The sequence below is a fragment of the Thiothrix eikelboomii genome (genome assembly GCF_900167255.1).
GTDB lineage: Bacteria > Pseudomonadota > Gammaproteobacteria > Thiotrichales > Thiotrichaceae > Thiolinea > Thiolinea eikelboomii.
Genome location: NZ_FUYB01000005.1, coordinates 34,556 through 49,796, shown reverse-complemented (window position 1 = coordinate 49,796; position 15,241 = coordinate 34,556). Strand labels below are relative to the sequence as shown.

The 15,241-nt window shown below is 46.6% G+C and carries 16 protein-coding genes; 4 read left to right on the top strand and 12 right to left on the bottom strand.

Features of this window, described 5'->3' with window-relative positions:
* Nucleotides 1-6 precede the first annotated feature (6 nt).
* Nucleotides 7-309, top strand: a complete 303-nt coding sequence (locus B5D50_RS07300) for a non-heme iron oxygenase ferredoxin subunit (protein ID WP_078921939.1) — start codon at nt 7-9, stop codon at nt 307-309.
* A 34-nt stretch (nt 310-343) separates the two neighbouring features.
* Here the strand turns inward: B5D50_RS07300 and B5D50_RS07295 are convergent, their stop codons facing one another.
* The gene (locus B5D50_RS07295) at nt 344-691 is read right to left on the bottom strand and encodes a DUF5329 family protein (protein WP_078921938.1); all 348 of its coding nucleotides are present in this window, start codon (nt 689-691) and stop codon (nt 344-346) included.
* Between the two features lie 195 nt (nt 692-886).
* On the opposite strand from B5D50_RS07295, the gene B5D50_RS20830 reads away from it, so the two are divergent.
* Nucleotides 887-967: a type II toxin-antitoxin system RelE/ParE family toxin gene (locus tag B5D50_RS20830; protein WP_078922126.1), complete on the top strand. Its 81-nt coding sequence runs from the start codon at nt 887-889 to the stop codon at nt 965-967.
* A gap of 74 nt (nt 968-1,041) precedes the next feature.
* On the opposite strand, the gene B5D50_RS07285 is transcribed toward B5D50_RS20830, so the two are convergent.
* From B5D50_RS07285 to B5D50_RS07275, 3 genes are all read right to left on the bottom strand, one after another.
* The gene (locus B5D50_RS07285; protein ID WP_078921937.1) at nt 1,042-1,851 is read right to left on the bottom strand and encodes a sulfite exporter TauE/SafE family protein; all 810 of its coding nucleotides are present in this window, start codon (nt 1,849-1,851) and stop codon (nt 1,042-1,044) included.
* Nucleotides 1,844-3,139 (bottom strand): adenosylmethionine--8-amino-7-oxononanoate transaminase, encoded by a 1,296-nt coding sequence (gene bioA / locus B5D50_RS07280; RefSeq protein WP_078921936.1) that lies wholly within the window; start codon nt 3,137-3,139, stop codon nt 1,844-1,846. Before bioA ends, B5D50_RS07285 begins: the two co-directional genes overlap by 8 nt.
* An 85-nt stretch (nt 3,140-3,224) precedes the next feature.
* Nucleotides 3,225-3,623: a hypothetical protein gene (locus tag B5D50_RS07275; protein ID WP_078921935.1), complete on the bottom strand. Its 399-nt coding sequence runs from the start codon at nt 3,621-3,623 to the stop codon at nt 3,225-3,227.
* Between the two features lie 195 nt (nt 3,624-3,818).
* On the opposite strand from B5D50_RS07275, the gene B5D50_RS07270 reads away from it, so the two are divergent.
* The gene (locus B5D50_RS07270) at nt 3,819-4,946 is read left to right on the top strand and encodes a CaiB/BaiF CoA transferase family protein (RefSeq protein ID WP_078921934.1); all 1,128 of its coding nucleotides are present in this window, start codon (nt 3,819-3,821) and stop codon (nt 4,944-4,946) included.
* A 174-nt stretch (nt 4,947-5,120) separates the two neighbouring features.
* On the opposite strand, the gene B5D50_RS07265 is transcribed toward B5D50_RS07270, so the two are convergent.
* Nucleotides 5,121-6,338 carry an MFS transporter gene (locus tag B5D50_RS07265; RefSeq protein WP_078921933.1) on the bottom strand — a complete coding sequence of 406 codons (1,218 nt, stop codon included), beginning with the start codon at nt 6,336-6,338 and terminating at the stop codon, nt 5,121-5,123.
* Nucleotides 6,339-6,560: 222 nt separating this feature from the next.
* Here B5D50_RS07265 and B5D50_RS07260 point away from each other — a divergent pair, with 222 nt between their 5' ends.
* Nucleotides 6,561-7,091, top strand: coding sequence for a hypothetical protein (locus B5D50_RS07260; RefSeq protein WP_078921932.1), 531 nt, complete (start codon nt 6,561-6,563; stop codon nt 7,089-7,091).
* Nucleotides 7,092-7,405: 314 nt separating this feature from the next.
* Here B5D50_RS07260 and gorA read toward each other — a convergent pair whose 3' ends face one another.
* From gorA to moaA, 7 genes are all read right to left on the bottom strand, one after another.
* The gene (gorA, locus tag B5D50_RS07255) at nt 7,406-8,770 is read right to left on the bottom strand and encodes a glutathione-disulfide reductase (protein WP_078921931.1); all 1,365 of its coding nucleotides are present in this window, start codon (nt 8,768-8,770) and stop codon (nt 7,406-7,408) included.
* A 101-nt stretch (nt 8,771-8,871) separates the two neighbouring features.
* Entirely contained in the window at nt 8,872-9,609 is a 738-nt protein-coding gene (locus B5D50_RS07250; protein WP_078921930.1) for a glutathione peroxidase, read from the bottom strand.
* 190 nt (nt 9,610-9,799) lie between these two features.
* The gene (locus B5D50_RS07245) at nt 9,800-11,431 is read right to left on the bottom strand and encodes a sensor histidine kinase (protein WP_078921929.1); all 1,632 of its coding nucleotides are present in this window, start codon (nt 11,429-11,431) and stop codon (nt 9,800-9,802) included.
* Entirely contained in the window at nt 11,425-12,117 is a 693-nt protein-coding gene (locus tag B5D50_RS07240) for a response regulator transcription factor (RefSeq protein ID WP_078921928.1), read from the bottom strand. The genes B5D50_RS07245 and B5D50_RS07240 overlap by 7 nt, the downstream gene beginning before the upstream one ends.
* Nucleotides 12,118-12,214: 97 nt before the next feature.
* On the bottom strand, nt 12,215-12,856 hold the full coding sequence (locus B5D50_RS07235; protein WP_078921927.1) for a hypothetical protein: 642 nt from the start codon (nt 12,854-12,856) through the stop codon (nt 12,215-12,217).
* A 216-nt stretch (nt 12,857-13,072) separates the two neighbouring features.
* The gene (locus tag B5D50_RS07230; protein WP_078921926.1) at nt 13,073-14,134 is read right to left on the bottom strand and encodes an alkene reductase; all 1,062 of its coding nucleotides are present in this window, start codon (nt 14,132-14,134) and stop codon (nt 13,073-13,075) included.
* A gap of 37 nt (nt 14,135-14,171) precedes the next feature.
* Nucleotides 14,172-15,167, bottom strand: a complete 996-nt coding sequence (gene moaA, locus B5D50_RS07225; RefSeq protein WP_078921925.1) for a GTP 3',8-cyclase MoaA — start codon at nt 15,165-15,167, stop codon at nt 14,172-14,174.
* Nucleotides 15,168-15,241: the final 74 nt, after the last annotated feature.

The window sequence follows — 15,241 nt, the reverse complement described above, 5'->3', positions numbered from 1 at the left end:
CTCCCAATGATTGATGCAGGCAGTATAAACGAAATCCCATTAGGCAAAACTAAGCGTTTAGAGCTAGGCCAAGGGCAGCACGTATTGATTTGTAATATAGGAGGTGAATTTTTTGCAGTGGATGATCGCTGTACTCACGAAGATTCATCCTTGTATTTAGGCTGCTTAAAGGGTGAAATTATTCACTGCTCTTTGCATGGCGGGCAATTTAATGTAAAAACGGGCGCAGCCGTCGCTGAACCCGCCGAAGGTAAACTAAAAACTTATCAACTGCATATTCAGAATGGGCAGCTTTATTTGGAGCTTTAAATCCGAGGTCTCCATCGTCTAATCCTCTATTTAGTTATTGCCGAAACTGCTGCAGTTCTTTCAATAACCAAGCCGCACTAGTTTGCTTAGCTTGGTTGGGGCATTGCACCTGATAGGCCTGCCCCGTTAATTCACTCTTAGTGGCACAGAGGCGCACGAAATCTTCAGCTGAGTTAATCTTAGCTTGGAAATAATCGTATTTACGTTGCACATGCACAACCGCCTCACTGCCCGTATAGGTCAAACCATTGCGCTGATAATCGCAGTCAGTAGTCTTGATATAATTCAGCAAATGCTTAATTTCCTGTTGATAATCACTTGCCCATGCTGGTACCGACCATAAAATCCACAAGCCAAACACCCACCCTAAACGACGCTGCATGCTTTGCCCTCAAGTTGATTAGTATTCCGCTTAGAAGCTTTAAGGTGGACTAAAGTTCAGTCATCAAATAGGAAAAACTCCACTCATTAGAACTGCGCATGGCCGTGGACAAGATCCAATCCTTTTCAAACGCAGTGGTCATTCATCCCTCACATCCCTCACCGACGATGATCTTTTATCTAATAACCCAGGCGGATTGATAAAGAACACCACCTTGTATATTTGCCAGAAGGTGGATGTATTTACGTTGCAGCTTGTCGCTTTCATTATGAATAGAACGAAGGTTTAAGCGAGACAACTCTGCTCAATAAACTGGGGTTTTATCAGGATATATCTGTAGGCAACAAATTCTAGCGGGTGAGAATGGTATGCAGCATTTTCAAACTTAAGCCAATCAGTAACAGGGCAAATAGCTTTTTCAAGGTCGCCACAGGCAAACGATGTGCCAGCTTAGCGCCGATAGGTGCTGTAAAAAAACTTACTAAAGAAATCGCTAGGGCAGCGGGTAAATAGATAAAACCAAACGTATATTGCGGCAAACCCTGCACACCCCAACCACTCACTAAATAACCTAAGGTACCGGCGATAGCAATCGGTAGGCCAATCGCGGCTGAAGTTGCAATCGCTTGCTGAATTTTGACATTGCACCAAGTCATAAATGGCACTGACAATGAACCTCCACCAATCGCAACCAAGGCAGAAACCCCACCAATCACCAAACCTACCCCAGTTAAACCTAAGGGACTCGGCAATTGGCGTGACGGTTTAGGTTTGATATTCAGCCACATTTGTACTGCAACATAAGCCATAAAAACGACAAAAAAGATTGCCAAAGGCAAAGAAGGAATATAAGCCGCGATCAGTGCCGCCCCAAAGGTACCGATTAAAATACCCGGGGTAATACCTTTAACAATAGGCCACTGAATCGCTCCATGCCGTTGATGTGCCCTCAGGCTAGAGGCTGAAGTAACAACAATCGCTGCCATCGAAGTCGCAAGGGAGACATGCACTAAATGCTCAAAGGGCAAACCTTGGGCTGCAAACAATGCGGTCAAAGCAGGTACCATAATGCCGCCACCACCAACCCCCAGTAAACCAGCAAAAAAACCCACGACCGCCCCTAAAGCCAAATAGGCGAGTATCCATTGCAGATCAATCATTAAAAATACTCTTCATTCCACGGGTCAATTGACGCAAATCCGCCGCACTCATTAAATAAGCGGGCATAATATAAATTAATTTACCAAACGGGCGAATCCATACACCCTCTTGTACAAAACGTGCCTGAACCTCAGCCACCCGTACAGGCTCATGCATTTCTATCACACCAATTGCACCGAGTACGCGCACATCAGCCACTTGCGGATGCGCTAAAAGAGGGAGCAATTCTTCTGTTAAAATTGTCTCAATCTGCTTGACTTGTGCTTGCCAAGGCGAGGCAAGAAGCAGCTCAATGCTGGCACAAGCTACCGCACAAGCCAGCGGATTAGCCATAAAAGTCGGGCCATGCATTAACATGGGCGCTTCACCTTGCGAAATCCCCAGAGCGACTTGGCGAGTGGTTAACGTCGCGGCTAGCGTCAGATACCCCCCAGTGAGTGCTTTGCCCACACACATAATATCGGGGCTAATACCTGCATGCATGGTGGCAAATAATTCACCAGTACGCCCAAAGCCGGTCGCAATTTCATCCAGAATCAGCAGCACCTGATACTCATCACATAAGCGGCGCACTTGGCGTAAATACTCCGGCGAATAAAACCACATCCCCCCCGCACCTTGCACAATAGGTTCTAAAATTACAGCCGCCAGTTCATGCTGATGGCCTTGGATGAGTTGCTCAAACTCCGCTAGATCCGCTGGATTCCACACTGCCTCGAAACGAGTGCTAGGCCTTGGGGCAAATAGCTGCTTGGGTAAAATGCGCTGGAAAATATGATGCATGCCATTGACTGGATCACAGACACTCATACAAGCAAAGGGGTCGCCATGATAGCCCCCACGTATGGTGAGCAATTTATGCTTGTTGGCTTGGCCTTGTGAATACCAATACTGCAGCGCCATTTTAATCGCCACTTCAATCGAAATCGAACCCGAATCAGCTAAAAAGACCTGTTGCAAAGGTTCTGGCGTTAAGTCGACTAAATACTTGCCTAATCGAACGGCAGGCTCATGGGTTAAGCCACCAAACATAATATGGCTCATTTTCCCCAGCTGCTCTTGGATCGCAGCATTCAAAAACGGGTGATTATAACCATGAATCGCACACCACCAAGACCCCATACCATCAATTAGCTCACGACCATCGGCCAGCTTAATCCTTACGCCTTGGGCTGACTCCACCGGATAACAAGCCAGTGGATTTTGCATCGAAGTATAAGGATGCCAAAGATGCTCACGGTCAAACTCAAGCCATTCATTAACACTAGTGAATTGAGAGGTATTCATACCAAACTACTGGATATAAGAAAAAAAACGGGGAGCAACCAGATGGTGCTCCCCGCTCTGACTATAAACAAATTTTAGCTTAAGGTCACTCTTGGGTAGTCGGTTGACCGGCCACGACCGAAGGTGTTGTCTCAGGCGCTGACTCCTCAAGCTCAGGTAGCTCACTATCGACGGTTTCTATCGTATCCGCTTCTTCTGCTGGCATATTTTCAGCCACACAGGCATCGACAAATTCAGGCACTTTGTCTTCAGCTACTTTTTCATCAATCGCAAATTCCTCACAAGCGATTCGGATTTCTGCTTGTAATTCAGCGCTATCCATTTCGGGATTAGCCGCATCGACTTCATCACTTGAATCAATAGTATCTTCGACGATTAAAGTGGGTTCAGCGGGTGCTGTCGCAGGATCAGCAGCGAAGGCAGCACTCGTACCTAGGCAAAAGAAAAGCGCCGTGATGGCTAAACTTGTTTTTGTTAATTTCATAGTAAATTGACTTCCTGAAAATAGCTTTATTTAAATCTTTAGCGTGAAACTTCTACTCGATAGACTCAAGATCCTTCCCTGAAGTTCCAGCTCTCGCCAGATTCTTATACGCCTGTCTTTATTGGGTCGCAACAAGATTTATGCATAATAAATCAGCTAAACTTAGGCTTGTTTTTTCGCTAACAAGGCAAGTTTATGGGCACAGCATTGCATCAACTCAAGGTCATTGAAATGGCGGGTCTTGGCCCTGCCCCTTTAGCTGGACAGCTGCTAGCTGATTTAGGGGCTGAGGTGATTGTGATTGATCGAACCTCAACGCCCGCTGACCCAACAGATATTAATCGGCGACATAAACGCTCAATCGCGCTCGACTTAAAAAATCCTGCAGGTCTAGCCATTGCTCAGCAACTGATCGCCGCAGCGGATGTTGTCATTGAAGGTTTTCGCCCCGGTGTGATGGAGAAACTTGGTTTAGGTCCTGAAGCCTGTTTGAGTCATAATCCAAAGCTGATTTATGGCCGGATGACGGGTTGGGGGCAAACAGGCCCATTGGCACAAACGGCGGGGCATGATCTGAATTATTTAGCACTCACAGGCGCCCTGTATCCACTCGGAGTTGCTGGCCAGCCACCGATGCCACCGTTGAATTTAGTCGCTGATTATGGGGGTGGAACGATGTTTTTATTACTGGGCATCCTCGCTGCTTTATATGAGCGCGACCGCTCGGGTCAAGGCCAAGTCATTGATGCAGCGATGGTCGATGGCGTACCTGCCATGATGGGTTTATTACATACTTGGTTGGCACGCCAATGGTGGACTATTGAACGTGAAGCGAATTTCTTAGATGGTGGAGCACCCTTTTATCGTTGCTATGCCACAGCGGATAACAAATACCTTGCCGTCGCCCCGTTAGAACCCCATTTCTTTAAAGAGTTATTAACCAAAGCAGCGCTCCCTAGCGAGCATTACTCTAGTCAATATCAAAAAGCAAATTGGCCAGAGCGTAGCCAGTACTATGCCGAGATTTTCCGGCAGAAGACGCAAGCCGAATGGTTAAGTCTTTTTGAGGGGAGTGATGCCTGTGTCGCGCCCGTCCTTGATTTCAACGAAGTGGAAGCACACCCGCATAATGCAGCACGTGGCAACTTTGTACGTGTCAATGAGGTTTTGCAAGCAGCCCCCGCCCCTCGATTGAGTCGCACACCCGCCAAAGCACCAATTGCTCCCACAGGAGCGGGAGAGGATACTGCCAGCATTTTGGCGGAACTCGCTTATAGTCCTGAGCAAATCGCTGCCCTACGGGCGCTAGGAGCACTGACTTAAACTTTGAAGGCTGTTTAGCCAGCCAATAAGTTGGGGTCTCGACTGCCATTAGCTTAAGTGGCGGAATGTGCTATGCACTCGCCACTGCTTTAGTGGTATCAGCCTTTCACACCGACTCGCCCACTGCAGTCAGTAGCATGCAGTATACACAGCGCCCAACCATGCATCCCGTCCCTAGGCAACAGCCACTACCGGACGAACCACCTTCTGTTCCCGAATCGGTAAATTAGCCACGGCCGCTAGCAGGGCAAGGGCAATATCGGCATACCACATCCACGTAAAATCACCGAAACGGGTAATCGACCAGCCACCTAAATAAGCGCCTAAGAAACCGCCGAGTTGATGCGTAAAGACGGTTAAACCAAATAAGGTTGCCAGATAACGCACCCCAAACAATTTACTCACAATCGCGGCCGTCGGGGGTACGGTCGCTAACCAAGTAAAACCTAAGCCTATCGCAAAAATATAAAAGGTCCACTCAGTACGTGGCATCATCAGATACCAAATCACTAATAAAGCCCGCGAAGCATACATGGCAGCCAATACATATTTACTGCGATAGCGCGACACACAATAACCCGCATAGAGACTGCCAAAAATATTTGACAGGCCAATAATGGCTAATGACCAGCTTGCGACCGTAGGCGGCAAACCACAGAGATTCACCTCGCCGGGTAAATGCGTCACCAAAAAAGCAATATGAAAGCCACAAGTAAAAAACCCTAAATGCAGCAGCAAGTAGCTTGGATCTTGCATCGCCACCTTAACCGCTTGCCAGACACCCCCATCCTTTGTTTTGGGCGCTGGTACAAACTTTTCCTTACCCATTAAACGCGCAATCAGCGGCAAAGCAGCGAGGGTGATCAGCATCATCGTCCACATCGCCCCCATCCAGCCAAACACTTGGATACATTTTTGCATCAGTGGCGCAAACACAAACTGCCCGAATGAGCCACCCGCATTGATCACCCCTGAAGCCTCGGCTCGCGCCTCAACGGGTAATCGCTGCGCGGCTGCCCCAATCAATACCGAGAAACTCCCCGCACCTGAACCTATCGCCAAGAATAGTCCAAGTGATACCATCAGCCCAAAACCAGAACTCATAAAAGGCGTAATACCCACACCGAAAGCCAAGACCAACAAGGCCACCACTAAAATAGCTTGTGGACCATAACGATCCGAAAGCGCACCTGCTACAGGCTGAATAGCCCCCCAAGTAAATTGGCCAATCGCTAAAGCTAGGCTAATCGTGGTAATCGCCAAACCAGTACTGGTCGTCAATGGTTCGATAAACAACCCTAAAGATTGTCGTGTCCCCATCGTCACCATCAATATCCCCGCTGCAGCTAAGGTCGTGATTAGCACTTCGGGTTTGCGTAAAGCCTGAAACATCGCCTAGTCCTGTTGTTTTAGGTAGAAGGCTGTCCATTTTAGAGAGACCTACGCCAATAAAACAGACCATAATCAGCGCCAAGCGGTCAATGGCTTATTGACATGGCCGATAAACTATACTCGCGCCCAAGTTAGTTAGTAAATAAATTGGCAACACCGAAGTTGAACAATTATTTAAGCGTGTGCTCGAATAAATATAACTCATGGTAAGGACTGACTAAGATGCCTGTTTTAACTTTGAAATCCCTGTTATTGAGCTTAAGTTTAGCAGTAGTTATGCAAGCAGCTCATGCTGCAGGCACGACTCAAGCGAGTCAACTCGAGCAAGGGCTCAGTGATGCTTTGCGCTATGACCCTGCTAAAGCTGAGCGCATCGGTGATTCTGGCCAAGCGATTCAGGCCTATATGCGCGCTGGAATTGTGAATAAAAAGCCTAACCTACGTGCTGATTACACCGATTATTATTTAGTGAATAAGCCTGCCCACTTTATGGGGCACGAGTTAGTCATGATCGAAGAAGAGTACATGACGGCTTATATTGGCTGCTGTGTGAATGCAGGTGCGGGAATTACGGTGCGTTTAACAGGTGATGATAGCGCCCTACAAGCTTTTGCCAAAGCCAATGCTTGCTCAGTGGAAAACAAGGTCGATCTTAAAACGGTGTTAAAAGAACTGGGTTTAAAAGCTAAACTACCTGCAGGTCAATATACGACTTTAAGCTGCCGTGAGCGGGATGCCTTGCAAGTCGAGTAAACGAATATCCGTAAAAACACCGGAGCAAAACTCCGGTGCGACAGGATTTATCCTAAGCCAAACCTCAGTGGGTTGGATTTGGCCTTAGGATTGATTTTTTTCAGTGTAGGAAAGAGCCGCTAGCGGTCTGATCCAAATGTATTTTAAAAAAGGGGGATTGAATCACTTCAAAACCCCAAACTGCGAAGTGAAAACAACGACTGATTAGCTGTTGTTTAGTGCAATAAGGTGATTTTAAAGCAATCCGACCAAATATCCAGTTACGGATAAGTAAGCATTTGGTAATGAAAAGTTAATCTTATTGAGCCTGTACCCTATTTCATTGTCACCATTTCTTCGGCACTCACTGGATGAATCGCTATCGTGTCATCAAAGTCTTGCTTGGTTGCCCCCATTTTCAATGCTACTGCAAAACCTTGCATCATTTCATCGACACCTTTGCCCATCGCATGGCAACCAACGATTTTTTCGTCTTTGCCCACCACAATGAGTTTCATATAGGTTTTAACTTTGTGCTTCACAAATGAATAATACATGGAATTAAAATCGGTTTGATAAACCTTCACTTCATCACCGTATTGCTCACGAGCGGCCTCTTCCGATAAGCCAATCGTGCCAATGGGTGGATGAGTAAACATTACCGTAGGAATTAAATTATAATCCACTTTACGCCCTTGCATACCACCGAATAAGCGATCAGATAAACGTCGACCGGCAGCAATCGCAACTGGCGTTAATTGCACTCCGCGCTTATTGATAATATCGCCAATGGCATAAACACCGGCAACCGAGGTTTCTTGATACTCATTCACATCAATCAAGCCATTCTTGGCAGGTTGTAAACCAATAGTATTCAAACCTAAATCATCGGTATTCGGTACGCGCCCAATGGCCCAAATCAGTTGATCTAAATTTTCTAAAGTTTCACCGCTTTGATAATGCACGGTTAATTGGCCATTATTCTGTTTTTCGATACTAGCAATTTTATCATTATCATGAAAAGTAATACCATCTGCTTCCATTTGCTTACGCAAACCTTGCTGAATCATAGCATCGAAGCCAATTAAAACTGGAAAACCTTGGTGCAATAAATGCGTATCACTACCTAGTGCATTTAAGACCCCTGCCAATTCTAAGGCAATATAACCACCACCGACTACTGCCACTTTTTGGGGTTGCTCTTCTAATTCAAAAAAACCATCCGAAGTAATCCCTAACTCAGCACCCGGTATATCCTTAAACACCAAAGGACGGCTGCCAGTCGCAATCACAATATGATCAGCCGTATAGCGCTCGCCTCTCACTTCTAAGGTATGTGCATCAAGAAACCGAGCTTGACCGTAAATTAAATCAATTCCCGCCTTAGCTAGAAAATCATCCCGATACCAATCATTAATCCCGTCAATCAGGTTCTCGCGCTTCATGACTAACTTAGTCCAATCCACCTTGCCCGGAGTGAGATCAAAGCCATAATCGCGGGCATGAACTTGAGCATGCGCCAATTCTGCGGCATACCACATGACCTTTTTCGGAACACAACCCCGATTGACGCAAGTACCACCTAGATCGTCATTCATTTCAACCACAGCGGCTTTTTTACCGTAAGCGGCTGCTTTTTCAACCACGGATAAACCGCCACTTCCTGCACCAATCGCAATCACGTCATAATGCTGGTTCATAAGATCCTCTCGACTTAAGCCAATGAAAATGTCGGTGAAAATTGCAGCTAGCCTGTTCTCTTTGAAACCCAGGCTAGCCTAAGTCTAAACCGACAGAGCGGTTAGGTGTTGCTGGCTAACCAAGCCTCTAATTTGTCAGAGCCACCAATATGCTGGCCATTGATAAAGATTTGGGGGACTGAATCTTGACCCGCGACCGCACGCAGCGTCACATTGCGATAGTCTTTATTCAAAACTAACTCATCAAAGGCAATCCCTTTTTCTTTCAGCTGAGCTTTCGCCTTAGCACAGAATGGACAACCTAAACGACTGAAGACTGTCACATCCAAAGGCTTCTTTGCTCTAGGAGCAATGTAGTTCAGCATGGTATCAGCGTCAGAGACTTCGAAGGGGTCGCCATCTTTTTCAGGTTCGATGAACATTTTCACGACCGTACCATCTTTCACCAGCATTGAATAACGCCATGAACGCTTGCCAAAGCCCAGGTTATCTTTGTCGACTAACAAACCCATGCCTTCGGTGAATTCGCCATTCCCATCAGGAATAAAAGTGAGTTTGTCGGCCTCTTGCGCGGCCTTCCACTCATTCATCACGAAGGTATCGTTGACCGACATACAAATAATCTCATCCACGCCATTCGCTTTTAGTGCATCCGCCAATTGGTTATAGCGTGGCACATGGGTAGAAGAACAGGTAGGTGTGAATGCACCGGGTAAAGAGAACACGACGACCGTCTTGCCTTTGAATAATTCGTCAGTCGTTACATCAACCCAAGCATTGTTCTGGCGGGTATGGAAGGTAACCTGAGGAACTTTTTTGCCTTCACTATTCGGTAACATTATTTTCTCCTTAAAAATTAATAAATTAACAAATTAATGCTTTACTGATGTATTGCTTAAATTAGCAACCAGTATGATGCAGTGCAGTATAACTAGGTTAGCCATTAAATAAAAACAGAATGTTTCGCATAAAACATTCTATAAAAACGATGGTTGTTAAGCTAAGAAAGCAGCAACGACCCTATCGGAATTAAGTCGCTAAGGCCAATTCTAGTATAAATTCTGCCCCTGATTCGGCTGAGCCTAGCGAGATACTCGCGTTATAGGCCTTCAGCAAGGAGGCCACAATCTCTAAACCTAAGCCCGTTCCACCTTCATTGCGGCGAGTTGTAAAAAAAGGTGTAAAGATGCGCTCACGATTAGCTGGGGAGATACCTTGGCCGTTATCCTGCAAAGACAGCCATAACCGTTCAGCCCCAACCCTCGCCGTTAAGCGCACCACAGAAGCCCCATGATGTAGGCTATTATCAAACAAATTCCCCAGTACCGACTCTAAGGCATCAGGGGCGATTGCTAAGGGCAGCGCCGGCAGATCCAATACCTCCAACGCTAAACCGCGTTCATGATAGCGATTGGTCATTGCGCGCAGTAGCTCCGGCAACTGACTGGTTTGCTTGCTCGGCTCTAAAGCATCGGCACGGGCTAACTCTAACAAGCGACTCACCAGATTTTTTAAGCGTTGGGTATCGCTAAGCAGATTATCCAAAAAACGCTGGCGACGCTCCGGTGGCATGGTGTCGATATGCTCATTTAATAACTCTAGCGCCCCCTGCATGGAAGTAAGGGGCGTTTTAAACTCATGCGAAACATGCGAAGCAAAGCGACGAATATAATCAGAACGCTCAGCTAAGGCTTGCGACATACTGGCAAAACTGTCTGAAAGCTGGGCGAGTTCATAAGTCACTGGATTTTTCAAGGGTTGTACATAGGGTAGCTCACCTTGAGCGACTTGCTGAGTTTGCCGAATCAGTTCCCGAATTGGACGTGACAAACTTGAAGAAAGAAAGAGCACCAATAACACCGCCACACTGAGCAAAATCCCTGTGGCTAAATACAACTTGTCTTGTACCAAATACAGGTGTTTGAGAATATTTTTCGGCGTGCGTGATAGATAAACTACCCCTTGCAAACGATTCCCCTCAATAATCGGAAAGGCCGCAAAGACACGAATATGCGTACCACGACTTAAAGAATACAAAGGAGGCGGTGGCTCATCTGAAACCCGTTGGCGAATTAAGCTCGCGTAGTGGCCTTTGAGTGCTTGACTGACCTCGGGAACATGCGCTAAAGACATACCTAAATCGTCTTTGCCTGCAACCACAATACCCTTCATATCTAAAATTCTTATCCCAGCTAGCATCACTTGTTGGGTATTTTGAATTACTGGTATCAATAACGCTCCTGCTTTACGGGCGTAAGCATCCGCCACTTGTGGAGTCGCTATTGGATCAGGACGCGGAGCATAAACAGGCTTAACTAAGTCTAATTCAGGGGTGATCGGCGTATAATAAGGATCAATCACTTCGTCGCGCATATACGAGCGCCGCTGGCCAGCAATCAAAGGGGAATAACTTAAGACATAACCGTAATCAGCCACTTTCGGATGCGTGAGGCGCATCATCTGCCGATAGCTCGCGGCTAAACTAGCGCCCTGTGCAATCAACTCTAACTCGGTTTGGCGAACTAATTCATTTTCATAAATCCGAAAAAAATATAAGGTCGCCAAAGGCAAGAGTAATAAGGTCAGCATCATAATCAACAGAATGCTACGTAGGCTAAAGCGTAGCTTTTTCGGCAGAGATAAACGGGCATTAACTAGCATGGTGCAAGCTTATAACCAACTCCATGAACCGTATCAATAATATTTACACAGCCCACTTCCACAAACTTCTGCCGAATATGGCGAATATGGCTATCAATGGTGCGATCACTCACATAAACCTGATTATCATAGGCTTGCTGCATAATATGATCACGGTTAAATACTCGATTCGGATGACGGGCAAGCAAGATTAACATCCCAAATTCGGTAGCCGTTAAATGCACCGCTTGCTGATCCCAAGTGGCTAAATGTTGTTGTGGGCTAACCATTAATTTGCCACGAATTAAATGATCTGAAGGCGGACTTGGCTCGGCACTAACAGGCTGAGTACGCTTGAGAATGGCATTAATCCTCGCCACCAACTCACGGGGACTAAACGGTTTGGTGACATAATCATCACCACCGATTTCTAAACCCAGAATCCGATCAATTTCATCATCCCGCGATGATAAAAACAAAATCGGTACATTCGAAGTTTTGCGTAACTCACGGCAAACCTCTAAACCATCCATTTCTGGCATATTAATATCAAGCACTAATAAATCAGCGGCTTGTTCACGAAAGCTTTGTACAGCCTCACGCCCATCGCCAGCTTGACGCACGCTCATTCCTGCTTTTTCGAGGGCAAAGCTAATCACTTCACGGATATGCAGATCATCATCAACCACTAAAATTTGTTTGCTCATACTCGCTGCAACTGCCTTGGCCGAGGTTAAAAGTTTATTTAATCAATAATTTGCGGAAATTTAACGAAGGTATTATGCAGGAAAAGTGCAGTCGAATTTAAGGCTCAAAATTGAGTGGATCATCAATCCGACACGGCGTCCAGGTTTGCTCCGGCTTAAACTTTTCTAGCTTTTTTAGATGGCGTGGACTCGACATGCTCCCTGAGGTGAATTCACGCTCACCTTGTTCAAGATGAATGAGCGTCTCCTTAAACATGCCCGTCGTCGGCTTTACTGTATAGCGTTGCAACCGACTTAATACAAAACGCCGACCTTCTGGCTTAAAAGTATAAGTCACGTGTGAACGCCCCGCATTCGGCGGTTTGAACTGGACTTCCAGCGCCCCATCAAGAATCATCAGCTGCGAAAAGGGATCGTCTCCTTCAACTGGCAAAGGAATAAAGCGCCAATACTGTTGTGCGATCTTTAACCCCCCTTCAACCTCAGGATCACTAAGGATCACTAATAAGCGGCGAGCAGCCGATTGAGTGGCTGAGGCAGCTCGCTCCACCACGACTGCATAATCCGTTTCACTGTCCGTATTGAGCCTACCTTCAGCTATCTTTAAAAAGGTAAAGTTTTTCGGAATAAACGGCTCAATCGCGGCAGGGTTAGCCATCGCAGTTGCAGCAGGTGAGTTTGCTAACTGACTCGCGGCAAAGATAAAAGGCAAAATGCTGAGTAGGAATAAGGTACGCATGGTCTAAATATAGCATAAGTTAGCCTAGCTCTTCGGCAGTTCTTAGCACTTGGATTGTTGCAGCTTTTGTTGCAGCCTTGCATCAATCTTTGCAACAATAAGATTTTCAGCCCAAGAGCTTTGTCATGCTTAGTGAACGGCAACAGCAAAAATCGTCAGCCGCTTGCGCAAAAACTAGCTACTCTTAACCAGCAGCTAGCCCTCAGTTAGCTCACTCTATCCCAGCGACGGATAATCGGTATAACCTTCTGCGCCTGGGGTATAAAAAGTCTGCGGATTCGGTGCATTCCAAGCCGCTCCGGTACGAATCCGCTCTGGCAAATCAGGGTTTGCTAAAAAGCCGGTACCAAAAGCGACGGCATCCACCTGTCCGGCCTGAATAGCTTGCTCAGCCTCTGCAGCACTATACCCCATATTACTAATAATAACGCCTTGATAAGCCTCACGCAGAGGGGTAAGCACATCACCTTTTTGGACACCAAAGAAATCACTACGCATCACATGCACATAAGCCAAATTAAAAGCGTTCAAACGCTCCCCTAAAAATTTAGCCAACCCTATCGGATCGCTGTCAATCATGCTGTTATAACTATTTAATAAGGATAAACGTAAACCTACCCGCTCACTGCCTATTTCAGCAGTGACCGCTTCCAGCACTTCAAACAAGAAACGTGCACGATGCTCAACGGAGCCACCGTAATCATCGGTGCGCTGATTCGAACCATCACGCAAGAACTGGTCAATCAAATAACCATTAGCACCATGCACTTCGACCCCATCAAAACCGGCTTGCCTAGCATGGCGGGCAGCTTGGGCAAAGGCCTTCACTAAACCCGGAATTTCATCTGTACTGACCGCACGAGGCAAAACATAGTCCGCTTTACCTTGTGGTGTGTGCGTATCCCCCTCAATCGCCAGCGCACTCGCCGAAATCGGTTGCTGACCATTGCACATATTCGGATGGGCTGCGCGCCCAGCATGCCATATTTGGAGGAAGATCTTACCGCCTTTAGCATGTACCGCCTGCGTGACTAGCTGCCATCCCTCCACTTGCTCGGCGGAATAAATACCGGGTTCGGCAATAAACGCCGAGGTATTAGGTAGGATCATCGTGCACTCGGTAATGATCAAACCTGCACTGGCACGCTGTGCGTAATACTGGGCCATTAATGCATTCGGTAAATGCTCCATCCCCGCCCGACTGCGCGTCAATGGTGCCATAATGGCACGATTAGCAAGGTTTAACTCACCCAAAGACATCGGTTCTAACAGTTTCATAGCCATCCTTTCTAGTTCGCTTATTTTCTGGTGTCAATTAACCACCGGTTGCATTCATGTGTCTAAATAAAATGGGCTTAGCTTGCAGATTAAATTCATGTCCTTGAGGTTTAATCTGCATCGCTTTTTCAATCGCTTCATACAAGGGGGTATTGTCTAAAGGATACGCACGTAGCACGCGCCGCAAATCGACCGAATGCTCTTGCCCTAAGCACAACAACAAACGCCCCTCAGCCGTGACCCGCACTCGATTGCAATCACCACAAAAATTATGGCTATGCGGCGAGATAAAACCGACACGACTGGAATGATCAGAAAAAGAATAATACTTAGAAGGCCCACCGGTTTGTTCGACCATCGCTTGCAAATCAAAACGCTGGCGTAAATCACGCAGAATCTCATCACTTGAATAATAAGCCTCGGCACGATCATGATCGCCGATCACGCCCAGTGGCATTTCTTCAATAAAAGAAATATCACAACCTTTGTCTCTAGCAAACTCGACTAAATCTATCACCTCATCATGATTACGGTGTTTGAGAATGACCGCATTCAGCTTCACCCGCTTAAAGCCTTGAGCTAAAGCGGCCTCAATGCCTGCTAGTGTTTGCTCAATTTCACCCGTGCGTGTGAGTGCTTTAAAACGATCCGCTTGCAAAGTATCCAAGCTAATATTAATACGAGTGATGCCTGCTTGCTTCAAAGCTGCTGCGTATTTAGGCAATTGGCTACCATTGGTCGTGATCGTGAAATCACGCAAACCTTCGAGTTGCCCTAGATCATCGCAAAGTTGCAACACATTACGTCGAGTCAGCGGCTCACCACCGGTAAGACGAATTTTACTTACCCCCAGATTCACAAAAGCGCGCCCAACCCGGGCTAGCTCTTCTAAAGTCAACAACTGCTCACGCGGTACAAATACCATATCCTCAGCCATGCAATACACACAGCGAAAATCACAGCGATCGGTTACTGACATGCGTACATACGTAATACGCCGCCCAAAACGGTCAATCAGCTGTCGCTCGGACATGGTTTTCCTCCTATTTACTCAATCTGGCTAGTCGACGAGCCTATCTTACGCTTTTTTAGCTTATACAGTGAATT